The 18,754-nt window shown below is 47.2% G+C and carries 21 protein-coding genes; 7 read left to right on the top strand and 14 right to left on the bottom strand.

Annotation, left to right across the window (positions count from 1 at the left end; translation table 11 throughout):
- Window positions 1-16 precede the first annotated feature (16 nt).
- The 6 genes from groES to NSQ68_RS06170 all read right to left on the bottom strand — a co-directional run bounded on the left by groES (window position 17) and on the right by NSQ68_RS06170 (window position 3,682).
- Complete coding sequence (groES, locus tag NSQ68_RS06195; protein WP_007429271.1) at window positions 17-298, bottom strand: co-chaperone GroES; 282 nt, start codon at window positions 296-298, stop codon at window positions 17-19.
- Between the two features lie 362 nt (window positions 299-660).
- Window positions 661-1,428 (bottom strand): twin-arginine translocase subunit TatC, encoded by a 768-nt coding sequence (tatC, locus tag NSQ68_RS06190; protein WP_342428307.1) that lies wholly within the window; start codon window positions 1,426-1,428, stop codon window positions 661-663.
- A gap of 112 nt (window positions 1,429-1,540) precedes the next feature.
- Entirely contained in the window at window positions 1,541-1,801 is a 261-nt protein-coding gene (locus NSQ68_RS06185) for a twin-arginine translocase TatA/TatE family subunit (RefSeq protein WP_342428306.1), read from the bottom strand.
- Between the two features lie 103 nt (window positions 1,802-1,904).
- On the bottom strand, window positions 1,905-2,387 hold the full coding sequence (locus NSQ68_RS06180; RefSeq protein ID WP_013309212.1) for a MogA/MoaB family molybdenum cofactor biosynthesis protein: 483 nt from the start codon (window positions 2,385-2,387) through the stop codon (window positions 1,905-1,907).
- 114 nt (window positions 2,388-2,501) lie between these two features.
- Window positions 2,502-2,990 (bottom strand): cyclic pyranopterin monophosphate synthase MoaC, encoded by a 489-nt coding sequence (gene moaC / locus NSQ68_RS06175; protein ID WP_029516247.1) that lies wholly within the window; start codon window positions 2,988-2,990, stop codon window positions 2,502-2,504.
- Window positions 2,991-3,028: 38 nt separating this feature from the next.
- A complete protein-coding gene (locus tag NSQ68_RS06170; RefSeq protein ID WP_342429084.1) occupies window positions 3,029-3,682 on the bottom strand; it encodes a 5-formyltetrahydrofolate cyclo-ligase in 654 nt (217 codons plus the stop codon).
- 270 nt (window positions 3,683-3,952) lie between these two features.
- Between NSQ68_RS06170 and NSQ68_RS06165 the strand changes: the two genes are divergently transcribed.
- Window positions 3,953-5,917, top strand: coding sequence for an ATP-binding cassette domain-containing protein (locus NSQ68_RS06165; protein ID WP_342429083.1), 1,965 nt, complete (start codon window positions 3,953-3,955; stop codon window positions 5,915-5,917).
- 548 nt (window positions 5,918-6,465) lie between these two features.
- Here NSQ68_RS06165 and tsaD read toward each other — a convergent pair.
- Genes tsaD through tsaE form a run of 4 tightly spaced genes read right to left on the bottom strand, consistent with a single transcriptional unit; the run spans window position 6,466 to window position 9,379 of the window.
- Window positions 6,466-7,530 (bottom strand): tRNA (adenosine(37)-N6)-threonylcarbamoyltransferase complex transferase subunit TsaD, encoded by a 1,065-nt coding sequence (gene tsaD / locus NSQ68_RS06160; protein ID WP_342428305.1) that lies wholly within the window; start codon window positions 7,528-7,530, stop codon window positions 6,466-6,468.
- Window positions 7,527-8,042 (bottom strand): ribosomal protein S18-alanine N-acetyltransferase, encoded by a 516-nt coding sequence (gene rimI, locus NSQ68_RS06155; RefSeq protein WP_134902771.1) that lies wholly within the window; start codon window positions 8,040-8,042, stop codon window positions 7,527-7,529. The genes tsaD and rimI overlap by 4 nt, the downstream gene beginning before the upstream one ends.
- 17 nt (window positions 8,043-8,059) lie before the next feature.
- Window positions 8,060-8,896: a tRNA (adenosine(37)-N6)-threonylcarbamoyltransferase complex dimerization subunit type 1 TsaB gene (gene tsaB / locus NSQ68_RS06150; protein WP_342428304.1), complete on the bottom strand. Its 837-nt coding sequence runs from the start codon at window positions 8,894-8,896 to the stop codon at window positions 8,060-8,062.
- Window positions 8,897-8,899: 3 nt separating this feature from the next.
- Window positions 8,900-9,379: a tRNA (adenosine(37)-N6)-threonylcarbamoyltransferase complex ATPase subunit type 1 TsaE gene (tsaE, locus tag NSQ68_RS06145; protein ID WP_342428303.1), complete on the bottom strand. Its 480-nt coding sequence runs from the start codon at window positions 9,377-9,379 to the stop codon at window positions 8,900-8,902.
- A 134-nt stretch (window positions 9,380-9,513) separates the two neighbouring features.
- On the opposite strand from tsaE, the gene NSQ68_RS06140 reads away from it, so the two are divergent.
- The 5 genes from NSQ68_RS06140 to NSQ68_RS06120 all read left to right on the top strand — a co-directional run bounded on the left by NSQ68_RS06140 (window position 9,514) and on the right by NSQ68_RS06120 (window position 14,004).
- Window positions 9,514-10,044 carry a cysteine hydrolase family protein gene (locus NSQ68_RS06140; protein WP_342428302.1) on the top strand — a complete coding sequence of 177 codons (531 nt, stop codon included), beginning with the start codon at window positions 9,514-9,516 and terminating at the stop codon, window positions 10,042-10,044.
- Window positions 10,045-10,646: 602 nt separating this feature from the next.
- A complete protein-coding gene (locus tag NSQ68_RS06135; protein WP_342428301.1) occupies window positions 10,647-11,831 on the top strand; it encodes an acetyl-CoA C-acetyltransferase in 1,185 nt (394 codons plus the stop codon).
- Between the two features lie 54 nt (window positions 11,832-11,885).
- Window positions 11,886-12,626: an acetoacetate decarboxylase gene (locus NSQ68_RS06130; protein ID WP_039269579.1), complete on the top strand. Its 741-nt coding sequence runs from the start codon at window positions 11,886-11,888 to the stop codon at window positions 12,624-12,626.
- A gap of 41 nt (window positions 12,627-12,667) precedes the next feature.
- Window positions 12,668-13,333, top strand: coding sequence for a CoA transferase subunit A (locus NSQ68_RS06125; protein WP_342428300.1), 666 nt, complete (start codon window positions 12,668-12,670; stop codon window positions 13,331-13,333).
- Window positions 13,330-14,004, top strand: a complete 675-nt coding sequence (locus tag NSQ68_RS06120; RefSeq protein WP_342428299.1) for a 3-oxoacid CoA-transferase subunit B — start codon at window positions 13,330-13,332, stop codon at window positions 14,002-14,004. Before NSQ68_RS06125 ends, NSQ68_RS06120 begins: the two co-directional genes overlap by 4 nt.
- Before the next feature lie 185 nt (window positions 14,005-14,189).
- On the opposite strand, the gene NSQ68_RS06115 is transcribed toward NSQ68_RS06120, so the two are convergent.
- Genes NSQ68_RS06115 through NSQ68_RS06105 form a run of 3 tightly spaced genes read right to left on the bottom strand, consistent with a single transcriptional unit; the run spans window position 14,190 to window position 15,645 of the window.
- Complete coding sequence (locus NSQ68_RS06115; RefSeq protein ID WP_342428298.1) at window positions 14,190-15,170, bottom strand: hypothetical protein; 981 nt, start codon at window positions 15,168-15,170, stop codon at window positions 14,190-14,192.
- A 3-nt stretch (window positions 15,171-15,173) separates the two neighbouring features.
- Complete coding sequence (locus tag NSQ68_RS06110; RefSeq protein ID WP_029516235.1) at window positions 15,174-15,353, bottom strand: H-type small acid-soluble spore protein; 180 nt, start codon at window positions 15,351-15,353, stop codon at window positions 15,174-15,176.
- A 52-nt stretch (window positions 15,354-15,405) separates the two neighbouring features.
- The gene (locus tag NSQ68_RS06105; RefSeq protein ID WP_307348424.1) at window positions 15,406-15,645 is read right to left on the bottom strand and encodes a hypothetical protein; all 240 of its coding nucleotides are present in this window, start codon (window positions 15,643-15,645) and stop codon (window positions 15,406-15,408) included.
- A 210-nt stretch (window positions 15,646-15,855) separates the two neighbouring features.
- Here NSQ68_RS06105 and NSQ68_RS06100 point away from each other — a divergent pair, with 210 nt between their 5' ends.
- Window positions 15,856-16,770, top strand: a complete 915-nt coding sequence (locus NSQ68_RS06100; RefSeq protein WP_029516233.1) for a Ku protein — start codon at window positions 15,856-15,858, stop codon at window positions 16,768-16,770.
- Window positions 16,771-16,792: 22 nt separating this feature from the next.
- On the opposite strand, the gene NSQ68_RS06095 is transcribed toward NSQ68_RS06100, so the two are convergent.
- Window positions 16,793-18,652 carry an ABC transporter ATP-binding protein gene (locus tag NSQ68_RS06095; protein ID WP_342428297.1) on the bottom strand — a complete coding sequence of 620 codons (1,860 nt, stop codon included), beginning with the start codon at window positions 18,650-18,652 and terminating at the stop codon, window positions 16,793-16,795.
- Between the last annotated feature and the right edge of the window lie 102 nt (window positions 18,653-18,754).

The following is an 18,754-nucleotide window of genomic DNA, read 5'->3' as shown; positions in this document are numbered from 1 at the left end:
CTTGTCCGGGTTCCGGTTAACCGATGATCGCGTGGATATCGCTTTCTTTCATAATCAAATATTCTTTACCTTCATATTTGATTTCCGTTCCAGCGTATTTAGAGAAAATGACACGGTCGCCTTCTTTTACTTCCAGAGGAATACGGGCACCGTCTTTCAATGCGCCTGCGCCAACCGCGATAATTTTGCCTTCTTGCGGCTTTTCCTTGGCAGAGTCAGGAAGTACGATCCCGAAGGAAGTCGTTGTCTCTTGCTCAATTGCTTCCACCAATACGCGTTCACCCAAAGGTTTGATCATGAAAAAATAGCCTCCTTATTAAGTGTTTTATCCTGTAATTTGGTTGTTATGTTGTATGTATTAGCACTCGACAGTCGTCAGTGCTAACAACCAACTTTATGATACTCAACTTGAGATTGAATTTCAAGTCCCTAATGTATTTTTTATGGGAATTTTTATGGACAGTCCTTCCCGATTATATCCAACTATCTGAAAAATAACCGTTAACTCAAGGCTAATGGTTATTTTTCAGGGGACTAAGCTGCTACTGTTCATGCTCTGTACATAGTCATGATATACAAATGCTATTCATCATCTGCAAGTTGCCATGTAGCTAGCGGACCCGAATAAATTATTTACTGAGCCATTCAGGTCCTGCCTTATTATTCTGAAGCTACACGCAATTGGGCCTCACGTTCCTCCTGTGCACGCAGCTGCCTGCGATACACGACCGAAGACAAGTACACGCTCACTTCATATAGCACCAGCAACGGAATCGCCACCAAAAAATCGGAAATAAAATCCGGCGGGGTAATGACAACCGCGACGAACACCAGCAGAAAATAAGAAATCTTCCGCCATTTGCGAAGCCGCATTGGTGTTAAAACATGAATCCCCGTCAGAAACATGATAAGCAGGGGGAGCTCAAACAGCAGCGCTACAGGCAGTACAATATTAAACATAAAGGTGAAATATTGAGCGATCCCATACGTTTCCTGTAATCCCATACTTTTGGTGACGGACGATGTAAACTGAATTGCCATCGGGAAAATAATGAAATAAGCAAAAGCTGCCCCAATGATAAACAAAAGCAGGACATAAGGCACATACCGCAAAGTCGCACTCCGTTCTTGCGGCCTTAATCCCGGGCTGACAAACTTCCACAGTTGGTAGCATGCAAACGGTAGCGCCACCGCAATCCCGATGATCATGGCAATCTTCATGTAGATACCAATCCCGTCCCAAAAGGAAAACGCGTTTAACTGAAAAGCTTGCGCCGAACCGGAGCGAATAAGCCAGTCATAGACAGAACCCGCCGCGAACAGACCACCAGCCAGCGCCAATACAAATACAATTAGCACATAAATTATTCTGCGGCGAAGCTCACCCAGATGTTCCATTAACGGCATTTCATGCTCTGATGAGGTCAAGTCCATTCCTCCTTTCTGAACGGAACGCAGCAGCGCCTCCTAAAAAATAAAGCCCTTCACTGAAGAAGAGGCTCTTGTTTATTGTACAAGCATCAAGAATTGATCACTAAATCTATGACAAGCGTTTATCCTCAGGCTGAGGTTGAACTTCTGAAGACGTCGTTTGTGATGCTTTGACCACACTATCTTTGCTATCTTTGCTGTCTTTGCGCTCAGTCCGTTCATCTTCTGATAAAATATCGCGTGCCCCGTTTTTAAACTCACGGAATGTACGCCCTACAGCTCGACCCAGCTCAGGCAGCTTGTTCGGACCAAATAGCAGCAGCGCCAGAATAATTAACAAAATATAACCCGGTGCTCCAATATTGGGCATGTGTAGTAATCCTCCTTATGTTGACGAACAAAATAAGCATCTTTGTCCGTATACGGCCTTATAAATTCTTATAGGTATCATACCACACACGATGTGCCGCCTTCTACCGGAACTGGCCTGTCACCATAAGCAACGCTTCTGGAAGCTGGTCCATTATCGCTGCCAAATTTTCATGCACGCCTTTGGGCGTTCCTGGCAAATTGACGATCAGTGTACGTCCGCGTATTCCCACGATTCCACGGAATAGCATAGCCGCCGGATTTTTCTGCATCACGATCATTCTCATGGCCTCTGCCATACCCGGCACTTCCCGTTCCACGACCCGCCGAGTCGCCTCAGGTGTCACATCACGAATCGCCAGCTCAGTTCCGCCCGTAGTTAGTACCAGGTCTGCATGAAAATAATCGGTCATTTCGATTAAAGCTGCAATAATTTCATCCGGTTCATCGGGAACGATCCGGTATTCCACAATCTCTCCGCCCAGTTCTTCTTCGATGAGTTCCCGGATGACCTGTGCGCTTGTATCCTCACGCTCTCCCCTTGCCCCTTTATCACTGGCTGTTAGGATCGCCGTTTTCCACACCATAAGATCACCCTTCTCCTATCATGAAAGAATACTTTCTCTTCTGAAAATCAGAAACAGCCACGCTGCATCCTGCATCACATCACAGTACCCTCTCGGCGACAATGTTTATCTATGTCAAGGTTCCCGGTGGTCCTCCCTTTGAAAATCCCCATGCTTGCCACCTGTTTTGGATTGCAGCATGGTAGGGCCGATGATCATATCTTTTTGCAGCGCCTTGCACATATCATACACGGTTAACGCTGCGGCTGAAGCCGCTGTCAAAGCTTCCATTTCTACACCTGTCTTACCTTCGGTCTTCACTTCAACTTCAATATGAAGCACATCATGTCCATTATCGGAAAAAGTAATGTTCACGCCTGTCAGGGCCAGTGGATGACACATCGGTATCCAGTCTGACGTTTTTTTCGCGCCTTGAATCCCTGCGACCTGGGCCACAGCAAGAACATCACCCTTGCCGATTCTTCCTTCTTTTACAGCCGTCAATGTAGCCGGATTCATCGTAATCTGAGTCACGGCAACTGCTGTACGAACCGTAGACGTTTTACCCGAAATATCAACCATACGAGCCCGTCCCTGTTCGTTAAAATGAGTAAAGGAATCCACGACTCCCTCACAGCTCCTTTCACATACCCAACTTTACTTCATTCATCATTTGCCAATTTTGCATAATCACAATCTAAGCGTCCATCCAGAGTAAACAGTACGTTCACTCGCAAATCCCTTGGCTCCATGGGCACCTGTGTCAGCAATTGTCCCGGCAGCAGCAGCGAGACATACAGCGGACCTACGTGGCTGTTGTTACGCTTCTCTGCCTCTACCTGTACGGTAAAGCGGTCATAATAGCCTCCGCCGTAGCCAATCCTGCCCCCACGACGATCAAAGGCCAAGCCAGGCACAACAACCCAGTCAATTCCCGTCCACATTTCAGGCGACCATTCCTTGCATGTCAAAGCAGGCTCAGGGATGTTCCAGATGCCGGGTACAATATCTCCGTTCTGATCCATCTCCCTCAGCTCCATCGTCCGAGTTACCGAATCCACTCTTGGGGCCAGGACACGATCTCCCTGTGACCAGCAATGCTCAATGAGGGGAGTCGTCGAAATCTCGCTGCCAAAAGAGAGATAACTAAATAAGGTTAGCTTATCTCCATTTCTGTCTATTCTAAGCTGCTCCCATGCCTCGATTGCATGCCGACAGGCCACAGCCGATGCCTTCTGCCTTGTCAGCGGGTCCATGGAGTCACGCGCCTCCCGTTGCTGCAAACGCAGCGCGTTCTTCACATTACAGACATCCATCACATCCGCCCTCCCGCACAATCGTCCATAATCTTTAAAACGTTGCTATTGTCCCATTTGTCAGTAAGTGCTGTACGTTGCAAGTTTTTTTCATTCTTTTTCACTTCTCGCTTAAGTTTATCATTGTTTATACAAATTGACTACACGCGGCTCAAGGGTTTACAGGGTGAAAGCAGTGCAATAGTGGGTAATTTCATGTAAACTGGAAAGAAGGTACCTGCGAAGAAAGCAGGTAGAACTGTGCAAAATGTAATGGAGGAACGATACGCTATGCTATTGCAAGTAACCGGAATTACTAAATCATATGGAATTGAGCCCGTTCTGGACGGGATTAACCTTCAAATATTAGAACGTGAACGTATTGGACTCGTAGGTGTGAACGGGGCAGGCAAATCGACCCTGCTCAAAATCATTGCTGGTGAAATATCCTATGACAGTGGACAAATTTTCAAGGCGAAGGAGACCAGCATCGGTTATCTGGCGCAAAACAGCGGCCTGAATTCAGACCGTTCTATCTGGGGGGAAATGATGCTGGTGTTCACTCCCCTGATTGAAGCGGAACGGGAACTGCGACAAATGGAACAGGACATCGCTGACCTGGCCAATGCTCAAAACGAAAAACGCTACGCAGATCTGCTGGAACGTTATGCACGTCGCTCAGACTGGTTCAAGGATCACGGTGGTTATGAAATGGAGACCCGTATTCGCAGCGTGTTGCACGGCATGGGCTTTGGCTCATTCGCACCTGAAACACCTGTAGCTACCTTGAGCGGAGGACAGAAAACCCGGCTTGCGCTAGCGCGCATCCTACTGCTCGCCCCAGATGTCCTTATGCTTGATGAGCCTACCAACTATCTGGATATTCAAACACTGACCTGGTTGGAGGACTATTTGCGCGGCTACTCCGGTTCTCTGCTGGTTGTATCACATGACCGTTATTTTCTGGACCGACTGGTAACGACGATTATTGAAATCGAACGCCATCGTTCTACCCGATATACAGGCAACTACAGCCGCTACATGGAGCTGAAGGCTGCCGAGTACGAAAAGAATCTTAAGCATTACGAAAAGCAGCAAGGAGAAATTGCCCGTTTAGAAGCATTTGTACAACGTAATATCGTGCGGGCTTCCACGACCAAACGCGCTCAAAGTCGCCGCAAGCAGCTAGATAAAATGGAGCGTATGGATCGGCCTATGGGAGACTTGAAAAAGGCTCATTTTTCCTTTGAAACAGCCCATATGTCAGGTAAGGAAGTGCTGGAGGTACGTGACCTCTCTGTGGGGTATGAAGGTAAAAAGCCTTTATTCCAGCACGCATCGTTCGACTTAAAACGTGGAGATACCGTGGCACTGATTGGTCCGAACGGGATCGGAAAATCGACGTTGCTCAAATGTCTGACCGGATCACTTAAACCTGCTGCGGGCTCCATCCACTGGGGCACGAAAATCAAAATCGGTCTGTATGACCAGGAACAGACGAACCTGAACCCTGCCAATACCGTACTGGAGGAGTTGTGGAGCGAGTATCCTCATATGGAAGAAGCACGTATTCGTACAGTGCTGGGTAATTTCCTGTTTAGCGGTGACGATGTACTGAAGAAGGTAGCTTCATTAAGCGGAGGGGAAAAAGCCCGCGTATCTCTGGCCAAGCTCATGCTGCGCGAAGCCAACGTATTAATTCTCGATGAGCCTACCAACCATCTGGATCTGTTTAGCAAGGAAGTGCTGGAAGCGGCTTTGATGGACTATGACGGTACATTGTTGTTCATTTCCCATGACCGTTATTTCCTGAACAAAATGGCGGAACGCGTCATCGAGCTTCATCCTGGAGGGATAGAACATTTCCTGGGGAATTATGATGACTATGTAGCCAAAAAGCAGGAGTTGGAGGAAATTGCGCAGGAAGCTCTAGAGGCAAATCAGGCCGCACGTGGCAAAACATCGGCTACCTCTGCATCCGTGACAGACGAGACCACATCCAAATCACGCGCAGCCACCTATGCTGCAGACAAACAAGCCAAAAGCGAGGAACGCAGCCGTCAACGCAAGCTGGAGGCATTGGAAAACCAGATCAAAACGCTGGAAGAACAAATTTTAGGGCTGGAGGAACAAATGACTCTGCCTGAGATTTATCAGGATTACACAGCGCTTCAGAATATTCAGGCACAACTCGACGCCCATAAACAGGAATTGACTGAAACCTATGCCTCTTGGGAAGAGTTGCTAGAAGAATAAACACTACTGCATAAAATATTAGCCTTAAAAATTTCACATTTTCCTCTTCTATTATTTTGTACACAAGATTATCCACAACTTATGTGTATGAGTGAGATTGAAAAATGGCCTTTTGGGCCATTTTTTTATTGATAAAAAGCCACTTTCAAATGAAAACCAAATTTATCCACCACCTTATCCACATTATCCACAGATTTCACAAGAACTAAAGGTGTTACATATCCCCCAACTTGCTATCTCCAAAAAGTCTTAGCCTGCTTGCTTCGGGCTCGGTTATCCACATTCGAAGCGGTATATGTGGATAACTTTGTTCACAACTTGACAAATCACATCATTATTCGGGCAATATCAAAATTCCAGATTTTTTTGATGGATTATGAAAAATCGTGAACCATTGTGACGAATAATGCGAGTGAATGAAATGTTGCCATTCATTTGCTCAAACTCCTGTATTTTATCCTCTTGAATTTATATTTTTATGATAGTTATGGTGCGGAACAAAAAAAGACACGGCTCAACTGTGCCGTGTCTTGCTCATTCTTCTACAATTAAGTTTGGACAGACCATTCTTCCAGAGACAGCCCTGGATCAGCCTTCATATCCAATGAGGTAAATTCCCCGCGCTTCCATTTGGCGTAGGCCGCAGCACCGATCATCGCTGCATTATCTGTGCAATATTTCATCGATGGTACAAGCAGCTCGATTCCTTCGCGCTCACAGCGCTCCCGCAATGCTGTACGCAGTCCGCGATTAGCAGCCACACCGCCACAAAGCAGGAGCTGCTTCGCACCGTATTCACGCATGGCACGAATCGCCTTTTCCACCAGCACCTCGACGACCGACTCTTGAAAGCCTCTTGCGATCGCTCCGACATGAACGGTTTCTCCGCGCATTTTCGTCTGGTTAATTACATTCAGCACCGCCGATTTTAAACCACTAAAGCTAAAATCATAAGAATCTGGCTCCAGCCATGCACGCGGCAAAGTAACCACTTCCTCCGATTCATGAGCCACACGATCCACATGCGGACCGCCAGGATACGGAAATCCAATGGCTCTCGCTACTTTGTCGTAGGCTTCCCCAACCGCATCATCTCTTGTACGACCAATGAGTTGAAAATGACCTTCGGACTCCATCAGCACTAGCTCTGTATGTCCTCCTGACACAACGAGAGCAATGCACGGATACACGATATCATGCTCCAACTGATTGGCATAAATATGTCCCGCGATATGATGCGTCCCGATTAACGGCTTGCCGAATGCCAAAGCAGCACTCTTAGCGGCGACAATACCAACCAACAATGCACCAACCAGTCCTGGTCCTTGTGTCACGGCAACCGCCGAAATCTCGCGTGGGGTAATTCCCGATGTTTGCATGGCCTCGTCCAGCATGTAGGTGATGCTCTCCACATGTTTGCGTGAGGCCACCTCTGGCACAACACCGCCAAAGGCTTTGTGTGTTTCAATCTGACTGGAAATCAGATTCGAGAGCACCTCTGTGCCATTTTTCACGACAGAAACAGCCGTTTCATCACAACTCGTTTCCACTGCCAGTATATAGCAAGGCTCGCCGGAGGCTAAGCCTGTACCTGCCTTTTCCTCTTGCGTCATTGCTTCTGCACGCTTCCTTCCTGTTCACCGGATGCCCCGTGCGCGGGAAGATCCGCCCACATGATCACGGCATCCTCGTTATTATCCGAATAATAGCCTTTGCGCACACCCGCGGGCTTAAAGCCTTTTTTCTCATACAAGCCCTGAGCGATCCGATTCGTTACCCGCACCTCCAGCGTCATACGTTCCATCCCTAAATAAGAGGCGGTCTGCATCAGCTCATCCAACAGCTTGTCTCCAAGCTTGCGTCCGCGATAAGCCTCACGAATCGCAATATTCGTAATATGGGCCTCATCCATAATCGTCCACATGCCTGCGTAACCAATGGCTTGTCCGTCTAGTTCCATAATCATATACTTAGCGAAATGATTCATCGTCAGCTCATTGCGGAATGCTTCCTCCGTCCACGGCAGCGTGAACGCTTCATGCTCAATCTCCAGCACATCGGGAATATCATCCAGTTGCATCAAGCGAAACTCAAGTTTCTCTTCCCGCTGTATGTTCTTTGCCATGTTGTTCACCGCTCTCTTCAGCGCTGACGAAGCAGATTGGCTTCCGCCTCCGCCAGCTGGGTATAATTAGGAACCAGCGTATGTAGCTCGTCATGTTCCTGACGAAGCAGCTTATCCGCCCCAAGGCGGCCAACCCATCTTCCTTCCAGCTCATAAGGTACAATACGAAGCTCGCTCCAAGCACGCAGTCGCTCGGCTGTTTCGGCGTGAACCGCCGTTTCACCGACTAGCCAAATGACTGGAGGACGCTCTTCAGAGGGTAAAGCCTCCAGGCGTTGCAGCAGGTCATCGGTCCAAGCAGTCATCAATCGGATTGCATCTGGCTCCAGCCGTTGCGGACTCTCGACGTCGTCAACTGTACTCACGGCGAACAGCCCCGTGTAAACCTGACCACGGCGCGCATCCAGCACAGGCACAATCCAGTCTGCTGCCTGCGCTCCGGACGAACCGTTATGCACAGACTCATTTTTACCTTCTTGCTCCTTCATCTCGATGCCGCGATTCCACCCCCCCCACGCCAAAGCGTGCAAAGTCGATATGGACGTCACCGGGACACCCCAGGCCCAAGCGAGTGTTTTGGCTGCAGTCACCGCAATCCGGATACCGGTATAAGACCCCGGTCCAACACCAACTGCAATACCATCTACATCATCTCGTGTCAGCCCTTCTTCGTTCAGCAGTCGTTCCAACTCGGAAATCACATGCACAGAGTGATTACGTTCGCCATAGACGTTGCTTTCTCCCAGCAATTCTCTTCCGTTCATCAGAGCGGCCGCCATCACGGTCGTCGCTGTATCTAACGTCAAAAACCGCTCACGCGGCTTTACATTTACATCTGTATGCTCTCTTTGCATGGTTCAAACTCCATTCTCCCGCAAACTGCGGCACCATTGTTCATAAGGCTCGCCGTACCCGGTCAGGTGAATCAGGCGCTCCCCCACATCCGTTGTTTCTATATACATGTGAAGCCGCTGCTCCGGCAATATATCCGGTATAATACTACCCCATTCCACCAGACATACTCCTGTCCCGTAAAAATATTCGTCCAGTCCGAGATCCTCCGCCTCGTCCTGGGAAATCCGGTACACATCCATATGATACAAAGACAATCGGCCCTCGTACTCCTTAATGAGGGTAAAGGTTGGACTATTTACGATACCCGGCACACCTAAATGGCTGGCAAAAGCCTTGGAAAAAGCAGTTTTGCCCGCCCCCAGATCTCCATCCAGCACAATCACTGTTCCGGGAACCGCTTTGGCTGCCAGAAAACCTGCCAATGCCCCGGTCTGTGCCTCTGAGACAGAACGGAACGTAAACTGTTCCTGCGAAATTGTCATATATTTTAATCACCTTTCGTCCGAATCGGACCGTTCCAACTTGTTCTTTATTATATAGTTCACCTTATGTCGCCGCAAGGCATGAAGACATGCTATTGTAAGTTAGATGATACACACAGGGAGGGATCGAAACGATGGGACAAACCGTTTTACTCTTGATTGATGTTCAGCAGGCGATGTTCATGTATGATGAGAAGCTGTATCGTGAGCAGGAAGTTGTAGCGCATTTGCAACAGCTTTTGGATAAAGCCAGAGCTACAGGTACACCCGTGATTTTTGTACAGCATACCGATGAAGCGGATGAGGATTTCCGGGAAAACAGTGTAGGCTGGGCCATCGCCGATGTGGTGCGCCCTCTTCCTCATGAACGAATTGTCCGTAAATCATCCTGGGACAGCTTCTACCAAACCGAATTGGGCCATGTGCTGAAGGAACTGGGGGCCGATCAGCTCGTAATCGCGGGGATGCAGACCGAGTTTTGCCTCGACACGACTTGCCGAAGCGCCTATAGTCTGGGATACCAGAACAACGTGCTCGTATTGGATGCGCATAGTACATTTGATAGCAAGGTGCTGAGCAGTGAACAAATTGTTGCTCATCATAATGAGGTGCTTGGCAATCGTTTTGTGCGTTTACTCGCTACAAAGGATGTACATTTTTCGTGAGTGGTTGAAGTTTTATGTACGTTATAAAGTCAATGTTTTTCGCTATCTCGCAAAGGGGCCATCATTTTTATTGGAATTCCAAATGTATTCAATTGGATTGGCACCTGCCTAGCTTTTTCAAGACCAGATTGGTCAGAAACAAAGCTGCCTTCAGAAAATTCTGGAGGCTTTTTTATTTTCCAGCTGAGTTAGATGATATTTGCGAGGAAAACTTTTTTACGTATGGATTGTAACTTTCATTTTTAACAGAAAATTCAATTTATGATCATGTTTTTCAGAAAAAACAAGAAAATAACAGAAAACGTTAGAATGGCCTAATTATCGTGGCCTATATGACCCTATAAACATCTGTACATAGATATGTGTAAATATTTGGACATTGAGCAAAATCTGCATTAGAACTATGATAAAACTGGTTTTAATTTCCAATGAGAGAAGGCGATCGAACCGTCACACTCACTGTCTTAGGCACCATGATATGCCCGCATGCAAATATATCTTGCAGTCGCTACGTCTCGTAGGTTAAGAGCGGAAATTACCAATTGAAGTGCAATCATGGATGTATTGTGTTTTGAACACAGCGAAAGGAATGTGAGTTTTTAATGAAAAAAGTAGCTTTAGTCAGCCCGTTAAGAACAGCGGTCGGCTCTTTTAACAAAACCCTTGCGCCTCTAAGCGCTTCCGAACTGGGAGCAACCGTGATGACAGCATGCCTTCAGCAAAGTAAATTAGAGCCTTCTTTGATTGATCAGATTTATTTGGGAAATGTTCTTCAGGCGGGCAATGGACAAAATCCTGCCAGACAGGCGGCATTAAAAGCCGGTATCCCTATTGATGTACCCGAAACAACGATAAACACGGTTTGCGGTTCAGGACTTCATGCCGTTGCTTTAGCTTACAATTCAATATTGGCTGAACAAGGCAACATCGTCTTGGCCGGAGGCATGGAGAGCATGTCGAATGCCCCTTACCTGCTAAGGAATGCAAGAAACGGCTACAAACTTGGTAACGGTGAGTTGGTAGACTCCCTGGTGGCCGACGGCCTTACGTGCCCGATCAACCATTACCATATGGGAATTACCGCAGAAAATGTTGCCGATAAATATGGAATTTCAAGAATGGAGCAGGACGAATTTGCCTATCAAAGCCAGATAAAGGCCGTAGAAGCAAAAAATAAGAAGCTTTTTGAAGAACAGATTGTTCCAGTCATGATCAAAAACAAAAAAGAAACTATTTCTTTCACAGAGGATGAACACATAAGAGGAAATACAACGAAAGAAAAACTTTCGCAATTAAGGCCTGCGTTTAAGGAGAACGGAACGGTTACCGCCGGGAATGCTTCGGGAATCAATGATGGCGCGGCGGCCGTGCTTGTAGTGTCGGAAGACAAATGCAAAGAACATGCATTAAAGCCATTGGCATATATCAAGGGTTATTCCCTTGTTGGCGTTGATCCTGCATATATGGGAATGGGGCCAGTGAAAGCCATTTCGACACTTCTGAAGCAGCAAGGTATATCCATCGATGCCATTGATCTTTTTGAAATTAATGAAGCGTTTGCCTCACAAGCATTAGCGGTAGTGAAAGAGCTAGGGGTCAGCCTGGACAAAGTGAATGTCAATGGCGGCGCGATCGCGATCGGGCATCCTGTCGGGGCCAGTGGTGCTAGGATATTGGCTACGTTGGTTCATGAAATGGTGCGAAGATCTTCACGTTACGGTATCGCCTCGTTATGCATCGGAACAGGAATGGGCATAGCGATGCTGGTTGAAAATGCGCTCATTTAAAGTGCGGTTCAAGATGAATTTTAGAACTATCTCTTAAAAGGAAGGGAGACCGTTATGAATCAAAAAGATGTACTTTCACTCCAATCCATGCCTGCGGCTAGCGGCAGCTACGGGCGCCCGCCATACCGCTTCATCAACCGGGAATTTTTTATCATTACCTATGAGACCGATCCCGCTGCGATTAGACAGGCGGTCCCGGAACCTCTTCAGCCGGATGGAAGCAATACGGTTTCCTATGAATGGATCAAGATGCCCGATTCATCCGGGTTAGGAAGCTATGAGGAAAGCGGTATTGTCATTCCGTGTACTTTTCAAGGAGAACCCTGCAATTTTGTCGCCCAAATGTATTTGGATAACGCGCCTGCTATTCTGGGGGGACGCGAAGTCTGGGGATTTCCGAAAAAATGGGCAAAGCCTCGCTTGATCGTTGAGGAGACGGAAACGCTGACGGGTACATTGCATTACAACAACGTCCTGGTGGCCACGGGAACTATGCCTTTCAAATATAACATTCTTGATGAAAAGGAAACGGCTAAAGCCATCGCAAAAACGCAAGTTAATTTAAAGTTAATTCCTGATGTTGACGGTACCCCCAAAATCGCTCAGTTAGTAGCGTATAATCTTGAGAACATTACTGTAAAAGGAGCCTGGTCAGGGCCTGCCAGATTAAGCCTGATCCCCCATGTCAACGCTCCTGTGGCAGATTTGCCGGTTAAATCTTATATTGGCGGGAAACATTTTATTGCTGATTTAACGCTTCCATATGGAAGAGTCCTCTACGATTATCTTCAATAAAGTTTGCTTTCCTAAAAATATATATATAAGGAGAAGAAACCATGAATAACAAAGTAATCTCCGCTGAAGAAGCAGTTAAGAGGGTCAAAAACGGAGACACGGTGATGGTCGGAGGTTTTCTGGCAGGAGGCTTTCCGGAGGAGCTGGTTCGTGCGCTTGTCGACACCAATCCCGCCAGCAATCTTACGATTGTTTCCAATGACACAGGCACACCGGAATTATCTATCTATAAGCTTGTAAAAAGTGGCAGAGTAAAGCGAATTTTTGCATCCTATATCGGCTCCAATCCGGAAACGGGAAGGCTCCTGATGACGAAAGAAGCGGAGGTCCAACTCTTCCCGCAAGGCACGCTCGCTGAAAAAATACGCGCAGGAGGAGCCGGTTTGGGAGGGGTTTTAACACCTGTAGGTGTAGGCACCGTTGTAGAGGAAGGAAAAAAGAAAATAGAAATTGATGAAAGGGAATATTTGCTCGAACTCCCGCTCAAAGCGGATGTGGCGCTAATCAGAGCCCATAAGGCTGATGAAGCGGGGAATCTTGTCATCAACGGCTCTTCACGTAACTTCAATATGGTTATGGCTACAGCGGCAGAGTATGTAGTTGCTCAGGTAGACGAATACGTAAAGACGGGTGAAATTGACCCCAATCATGTTAACGTTCCCGGAATATTTGTCGACGCAATTGTAAAGGTGGGTGAAAACGCATGAATAACAGAGAATTCATTGCTCGAAGAATAGCCCAGGAATTCAAAAATGGTGAAGTTGTCAACCTTGGTGTCGGATTGCCTACAATGGTAGTGGACTATATCCCCGAGGACATTCATATTATGCTGCAGGCTGAGAACGGAATCCTCGGCGTAGGCCCCAAAGCGGCTCAGGGAAAAGAAAGGCTCGATTGTATCGATTCAGGCGGAAACTACGTTACAACTATGGAAGGAGCATGCTTTTTTGACAGTGCACTTTCATTTTCCATCATCCGCGGAGGGCATGTGGATATCACCGTGCTAGGCGCCCTAGAGGTCGACGAGAAAGGCAACCTTGCAAGCTGGATGATCCCTGGGAAAAAGGTGCCCGGTATGGGGGGAGCCATGGATTTGGTAGTTGGAGCCAAGAGAGTGATTGTAGCCATGGAGCATGTGAACAAAAATGGCGCGCCGAAAATACTGGAACAATGCAAGCTGCCCTTGACTGCTGTAAATGTTGTAAAGACCATAGTAACCGAAAAGGCTGTCATCGATGTTATTCCAGGTAAAGGGCTGATGCTAAAAGAAATTGCTCCGGGTTTGACGGTGGAAGACGTTCAATTAGCAACAGAGGCTAAACTGATGGTTTCACCACATTTGAGGGCCATTCAGTGTGAAGTCATGGGAACGAAATAAGCCCTTAAGGGGAGATAGAGACTGACCCCTGTTTGTAAGACAGGGATCAAAACAGTATATCATTATTAGAAATAAGGTTCGCTAATTGCTCATTGAGCAATAGCGAGCCTTTTTTTGTTGGAGCGGGACCTTTCAAGCAGCATTCTGCGATGAAAGCCTACAGCTGTGCAAATAAAATTCGCCTTTTATGAGCGTAAAATCCAATCCGCTACATGCTCAGCCACCTTCGTATGGTTAAGATAAGCAAAGAAGTTGTGGGGATTAGCACGCCCAGTGTGACTATCTTTCCAGAATGTCTGAATAAGCGGCTGATCATCAATACTTTCTATTAAATTTCGATTCAGCATCAGATGGAAATCATCTTCAACCGTTGCATCATGCGCAATGTAGTCATCCTCGGCGTTAATATTGGTCCAATGTCTGATATTTGCGGGATACATACCGTCGTCAGGCTCATTGGAATCATACAAGCTGCGCTTTACGGCTGGCTCGCCTAGCGGATTACCTAATGTTAGCCATTCGTTAACTTTGTATTCCCATAGATGTTTGTATTCGCTCATACGTGAAAATTTCCATAAAACATCGTAAGCCACCATGCATCCCATACTATGGGAAAGCAGCATGACATCCCCTCCACTACTTAAAGCCTCGGCTAGAGGGCACTGTAGCCTTTCGCGAATTTGGGAGCCTATTACACGACTGGTTAAATAGGCTCCCAGATCAGGGAGAATCCTTTTGATCGCACGGGTACTCATACCAAACAAAGAGAGGTAAGGGCTGAGTATTTTTGCAGCATCATCATAGAAGTGTATAGTGGGTTCATTGGCTATCAGACGCTCGTATTCCACCGGGGTCATATGATCCGTTGGTCGATTAATTAATTGTTCCATACTTTCGTCGTAATAATGGTCTGGAACGTAGAAATCTCCATCGTCTTCTTCAAAAAGTTTTCTGTACCGAGGCTGACTCTTTAATAAAAGTCGATTGTTGATGTCACCATAATAACTAAATGTCAGTAAAATCTGCTCTTGCTCCAGTTTTTGTGCCGCTTCCTCGTTCACTCGACGCAATCCTGCGATCAGTGCTTTTTTAATAAGACGAAGCATTTCGTCGCTTCTGGGCTTTTTGTCACGGCCATGGATAATGACCAGATGTTTGGTTCCCATCTCCTACCGCTCTTCCAGACGATCCACACGGACGGTTTGAGTATTGCCGGGGTTGCTGCCCACCTGTACGGTAGCCATACCGTTTGCTTCATCCACATGCTCAATCCAAATCGGTTTGCCATCCAATTGTACGGCAATATTTTCAGATGAATCATAAATGGCTTTTGCTCGTTCCACGTTCATGCTGTTCTCCTCCTGCTGATTGTTGGTGCATTAATTTAGAAATGTAGGTCACCTAGTCTTCATCTATAAGTCGTTCAACGTCCAATGAAGGAAAGCTATGGGAAGGCGAGGTTGAAACTACAGCCTCCAAATCCACATGAGCCACAGCAACGGGAAAAGGCGGCTGAGTTCCATGTGAAAGGGCAAACTCGGGCGGCAATGCATCTTGTTCGCCTCCCGCAGGACCCCGAAAGGCGATATGGCTTTGACCCACACGATGACTGATCTGCCTAGGATAGGATTTTCCAGACATAAATTGTGTACCCCCTTTGAATCGGATATGCCTTACTATGTACCAAAATTGCTGTAACCATGCGCAAGCGGCAGCAATTCGCAGTCTTTATCTACACCTCATACAATCACTTGGACGAAGCATACTAAGTAAAAATCATATGCTCATATCCCGGGGTGCCCGGAATCGAAGGATGCAAAATGCGGATTAAAGAAAAGGAGGACTGGCGGTATGCATACGGTCTGGAAAGGCGCGATCAGCTTCGGGCTGGTTCATGTGCCCGTTAAAATGTTTTCAGCTACGGAGGATAAGGACATTTCCATGCGTTACATTCACAAGGAGTGTGGAAGCCCACTTAGCTATGTACGAAAGTGTCCCGTTTGCGACAAGGAGGTCGAATGGGAGGAAATTGGAAAAGGCTACGAGTATGAAAAGGGAAAATTTGTCATGTTCGACAAGGAGGAACTGGAGCAAGTTAGCGGACAAGCGGATAAAAATATCGTGATTTTGGATTTTGTTGATTTGCAGGAAATTGATCCGATCTACTTTCAGAAAACGTATTATTTATCCCCGGATCAGGCTGGCTCCAATGCGTATAAGCTGCTCATGAATGCAATGAAGGATACCGGGAAAATCGGGATTGCCCAAATCTCCATCCGCTCTAAAAGCAGCTTGGCGGCGATTCGGGTGTTGGATGAATGTTTGGCGGTGGAGACGATGTTTTACCCCGATGAAATTCGTCCCATTGCTCAAGTTCCTAACTTACCCGGGCAGGAAGAGGTTAAAGAGAAGGAGCTGACCATGGCCAAAATGCTGATTGAGCAGCTATCTACACCTTTTGATGCAGCAAAGTATACGGATCAGTACCGCGAGCGTCTGCTGGATCTCATTCAGCATAAAGTTGCTGGTGAAGAGGTGCGAATCGCCCCAACACAGCCTCAGACCAATGTAGTAGATTTAATGGCCGCCCTTCAGGCCAGCATCGAGGCAGTGCAACCTGTCGTTACCGATCCCGGCCCTGCTGCGAAAAAACGCCCTGCGCGTAAACCAGCAGCCCCAACAGCACAGCAGGCGGTGGCAGGCGACAACCTCTCTCCGACTCCAGTCAAAAAGAAAAGAAGCACTGCCAAACGTAAAGAAACTTAAGCTGAGTTACAGAAAAGTCTGGTTAAGGGGTGGCGGTGACACTGCTTTGATACGATAGTAGCTGACTGAACGCCCCCCGCTCCTCTTGTTCCAGTTGGCGGTAGTCCCCCTGCTGTATGACCTTGCCTTGATCCAGTACGACAATTTGATCCGCATGTCTGATGGTTGACAGGCGATGAGCGATGACGATCAACGTCATTTGACCTTTCATCCGTTCCAGTGCTGCCTGAATTGCGGCTTCATGTTCACCATCCAGCGCACTTGTCGCTTCATCTAATATAAGTACCGGAGGATGATGCAAGATAGCCCGTGCTAATACTAGCCGTTGACGTTCTCCTCCAGACAGACGAATCCCGCGATCTCCAATGATCGTGTCCAGCCCTTCGGGCAGTCTGGATACAAAGTTGTCTGCTGCCGCAAAATGTAACGCCTCCCATAGCTGCTGCTCACTAGCATCCTTATCCGCCAGCATCAAATTTTCGCGGACAGTCGCATGAAATAAAAATGGATCTTGTGACACATAGCCAAACGACTGCCGCCACTGGGGCAACAATTCGTCGCCCAGAACAAGCCCGTCTATTGTAATCTGCCCCCCAGTTGGACGTAAAAAACCCATCAGGACATCGACCATTGTACTTTTACCTGCTCCTGATTTCCCTACAATGGCTGTCATTCCCCGGGCGGGTATGAACAAATTAATATGACGCAGTGCAGGCTCTACTGCACCCTCGTAGCGATAATCCAGATGGCTGCATTCAATCCCATGACGAAGGGACAGGGGTTGCCGTTCAGATGCAGATGATAGATTGACTACCGATGGATCGGATGGAACGCGAGTCTCAGAGGATGCAAGTCCAATCAATGACGGATCTGTGAAAGCTTCGCAATCTTGTTGCACCTTGGTGACACTTTCAAAAGCGGAGATCATAGACATGATGTATTCCAGACTCGCTTGAATAAGAGCAAATCGGGGCCATAAGCGGGAAAATATAAGAATCAGCACAATCAGTTTTTCAGGTGTAACATGCAGCCACTGCAGCGATATAAATATGACACAAGCGACAAAAACAGCTGCTGCTGTACGATGAAAAAACTGTGTGGTCGCATTTTGCCGAACAAATTGGGTCGTATTATCCTCCATGCGTTGCGTCAGGGAGCGAAACCAATGGATATTCGCCGCTTCCAACAGATTGCTTTTTATATCTTTCATGCCGTTCATGTGATCCGTAATTCCAGCAAAATAAACCTGTGACAGCTCAGTCGTACGATCACCTAATTGTTTGGCATTTCGAATGGAGCGGCGGAACACAACAAACAGCCCCAATCCACTCAGAAATACCAGTCCGGTTAAAGAGGGGGATAACCAAAAAGCCAGCGCAATCTGGATCAGCGTAAACATGACGGCTGTAGTCAGTTGAAGAAGCAAATTCGTTCCCTGACTGACACGCGCCAGCTCGGTCGTCATCACATGGCTAAAATCAGATTTACGCTGACGCAAATAAAAGGCCCACTGCGCCTTCATGAAGGAAGTGTACACGTCTATTCGAAGAGAACGCATAAAACGCTGCTGAATCCGCGAATTCAGGATGGATTGGTAACGCTGAAGCAAAGCCTGCCCTGTAAGCAGCACTACAAAAACCATCAACATCCCCGGCAACAGCCAGCTTTTAGGAACGAACGGCAAAAAATGATCCAATCCATCAGACAGAAATGGCATCCCTGAATGACCGACAAATACGCCGATGGCCGCCAGCATAGGAACAAGCATATAAATGCCAAAACCCTCCAGCAGACTGACAATGATCATACACCCAATATTGAGAAATAACGCACCGCCGTTCACGCTATACAGCTTTGTCATATATAATCGCAGGTGAACCATAATGCACACTCCTTATCCAGGATTTTGCAAAATTCGATTCCAGTCGTTCCAAAGTGCAATATATAGATGAACTAGACCATTTCGATCTATATATTGTTCATT

Origin of the sequence: Paenibacillus sp. FSL L8-0158 (assembly GCF_038592965.1) — a bacterium.
GTDB classification, from domain to species: Bacteria; Bacillota; Bacilli; order Paenibacillales; family Paenibacillaceae; genus Paenibacillus; species Paenibacillus polymyxa_D.
This window is presented reverse-complemented; position numbering and strand designations above follow the sequence as displayed.

Excerpts from the sequence above, each read along its gene's own strand:
- groES (WP_007429271.1), bottom strand. The coding sequence starts at position 298 with ATGATCAAACCTTTGGGTGAACGCGTATTGGTGGAAGCAATTGAGCAA.
- NSQ68_RS06185 (WP_342428306.1), bottom strand. The coding sequence starts at position 1,801 with ATGCCCAATATTGGAGCACCGGGTTATATTTTGTTAATTATTCTGGCG.
- NSQ68_RS06180 (WP_013309212.1), bottom strand. The coding sequence starts at position 2,387 with ATGGTGTGGAAAACGGCGATCCTAACAGCCAGTGATAAAGGGGCAAGG.
- NSQ68_RS06170 (WP_342429084.1), bottom strand. The coding sequence starts at position 3,682 with ATGGATGTCTGTAATGTGAAGAACGCGCTGCGTTTGCAGCAACGGGAG.
- NSQ68_RS06165 (WP_342429083.1), top strand. The coding sequence starts at position 3,953 with ATGCTATTGCAAGTAACCGGAATTACTAAATCATATGGAATTGAGCCC.
- tsaD (WP_342428305.1), bottom strand. The coding sequence starts at position 7,530 with ATGACGCAAGAGGAAAAGGCAGGTACAGGCTTAGCCTCCGGCGAGCCT.
- rimI (WP_134902771.1), bottom strand. The coding sequence starts at position 8,042 with ATGGCAAAGAACATACAGCGGGAAGAGAAACTTGAGTTTCGCTTGATG.
- tsaB (WP_342428304.1), bottom strand. The coding sequence starts at position 8,896 with ATGCAAAGAGAGCATACAGATGTAAATGTAAAGCCGCGTGAGCGGTTT.
- tsaE (WP_342428303.1), bottom strand. The coding sequence starts at position 9,379 with ATGACAATTTCGCAGGAACAGTTTACGTTCCGTTCTGTCTCAGAGGCA.
- NSQ68_RS06140 (WP_342428302.1), top strand. The coding sequence starts at position 9,514 with ATGGGACAAACCGTTTTACTCTTGATTGATGTTCAGCAGGCGATGTTC.
- NSQ68_RS06135 (WP_342428301.1), top strand. The coding sequence starts at position 10,647 with ATGAAAAAAGTAGCTTTAGTCAGCCCGTTAAGAACAGCGGTCGGCTCT.
- NSQ68_RS06130 (WP_039269579.1), top strand. The coding sequence starts at position 11,886 with ATGAATCAAAAAGATGTACTTTCACTCCAATCCATGCCTGCGGCTAGC.
- NSQ68_RS06125 (WP_342428300.1), top strand. The coding sequence starts at position 12,668 with ATGAATAACAAAGTAATCTCCGCTGAAGAAGCAGTTAAGAGGGTCAAA.
- NSQ68_RS06120 (WP_342428299.1), top strand. The coding sequence starts at position 13,330 with ATGAATAACAGAGAATTCATTGCTCGAAGAATAGCCCAGGAATTCAAA.
- NSQ68_RS06115 (WP_342428298.1), bottom strand. The coding sequence starts at position 15,170 with ATGGGAACCAAACATCTGGTCATTATCCATGGCCGTGACAAAAAGCCC.
- NSQ68_RS06110 (WP_029516235.1), bottom strand. The coding sequence starts at position 15,353 with ATGAACGTGGAACGAGCAAAAGCCATTTATGATTCATCTGAAAATATT.
- NSQ68_RS06105 (WP_307348424.1), bottom strand. The coding sequence starts at position 15,645 with ATGTCTGGAAAATCCTATCCTAGGCAGATCAGTCATCGTGTGGGTCAA.
- NSQ68_RS06100 (WP_029516233.1), top strand. The coding sequence starts at position 15,856 with ATGCATACGGTCTGGAAAGGCGCGATCAGCTTCGGGCTGGTTCATGTG.
- NSQ68_RS06095 (WP_342428297.1), bottom strand. The coding sequence starts at position 18,652 with ATGGTTCACCTGCGATTATATATGACAAAGCTGTATAGCGTGAACGGC.